The organism is Oleiphilus sp. HI0066 (assembly GCF_001635725.1).
The window spans coordinates 1-1007 of the sequence record NZ_LWFH01001518.1; the positions used below are offsets into that span (position 1 = coordinate 1).

Genomic DNA, 1007 nt, shown 5'->3' on the forward strand with positions numbered 1-1007 from the left:
TAGAGTATGCCGATTTGGGAACGCCGAGCGTTGCGCATGAGTCAGGCTTGTTGGCGAACCCTGCAGGCGAGTACAACAATTCAGCAGTCGCTGGAGCGGTGTCAATGAATTATAAGTTTTAAGCATAAATATGACCGAGGGGTGTTATGAAGTTAGAGAATCTAGCTCGTTGCGATATTAAGTTGTTGGTTGCCTTACAAGTTTTACTTGAAGAGGAGAGCGTGTCTCGCGCCGCTGAGCGCTTGCACGTTACACAATCTGCAATGAGTAAGATGCTCACCCGTTTGTCGGACTTATTTGGCGAAGAACTGTTTTTTCGTGGTACGCAGGGAATTCGCGCAACCGAAAGGGCGCTTGAATTGCAAACACCTTTAAGCGAATTGCTTGAGCAACTAGGCCGACTTGTATCACCACCGGAGTTTGTTGTGAGTGATTGCGATCGAACCTTCAGGATCTCGTTGTTAGATAGTGTCGCGGCACGCTTATGCCCGCCCTTGTTGGCGCGCATAGTAGATGAAGCACCCAAAGTGAACATTGAAATGAAGCCTTGAGGGAAAACAAGTTTTGATGATATGGCTAATGGGCAGCTTGATCTTGCACTTAATGTGGTTGAGGTCGATAAGGCGAATTTTTATCAACAAGTCCTTAAAGAAATTGATTTCTGTGTTTTGATGAATGTTCGCCACCCTTTGGCAAATAAAAAGCGTTTGTCACTCGATGAATATGTGTCTTACCCCTATATCAAAATCATCGTGCCAGAATTCAACGAGAACCATGTGAAGGATGAGCCTATTTTATTTAAACATGGTTTTTCGCGCCGTGTGGCTTTTGAAACAAGCAATATGCACACGGCAATGTCATGCCTAACTACCACAGATTATCTGATGCTTGGTGGGTCTGCAATGAGCACACAAGCGTTAGCGGAACAAGGTTTAACGAGCGCTTTGTTGCCAGAAGAAATAGAGTTTCCACCTTTTAATTACAAGATGATTTGGCATCAACGGCAA

2 protein-coding genes are annotated in these 1007 nt (G+C 44.8%); both read left to right on the plus strand.

Annotated elements, in window-relative coordinates:
• The first annotated feature begins 146 nt into the window (after positions 1–146).
• Positions 147–551, plus strand: a complete 405-nt coding sequence (locus A3738_RS23620; RefSeq protein ID WP_068475615.1) for a LysR family transcriptional regulator — start codon at positions 147–149, stop codon at positions 549–551.
• Between the two features lie 21 nt (positions 552–572).
• On the plus strand, positions 573–1007 hold a 435-nt coding region (locus tag A3738_RS23625; RefSeq protein ID WP_156504454.1), incomplete at its 3' end, for a LysR substrate-binding domain-containing protein.

What these genes read in the sequence shown, in the direction of transcription:
- A3738_RS23620 (WP_068475615.1), top strand. Translation starts at nt 147, where the DNA reads ATGAAGTTAGAGAATCTAGCTCGTTGCGATATTAAGTTGTTGGTTGCC.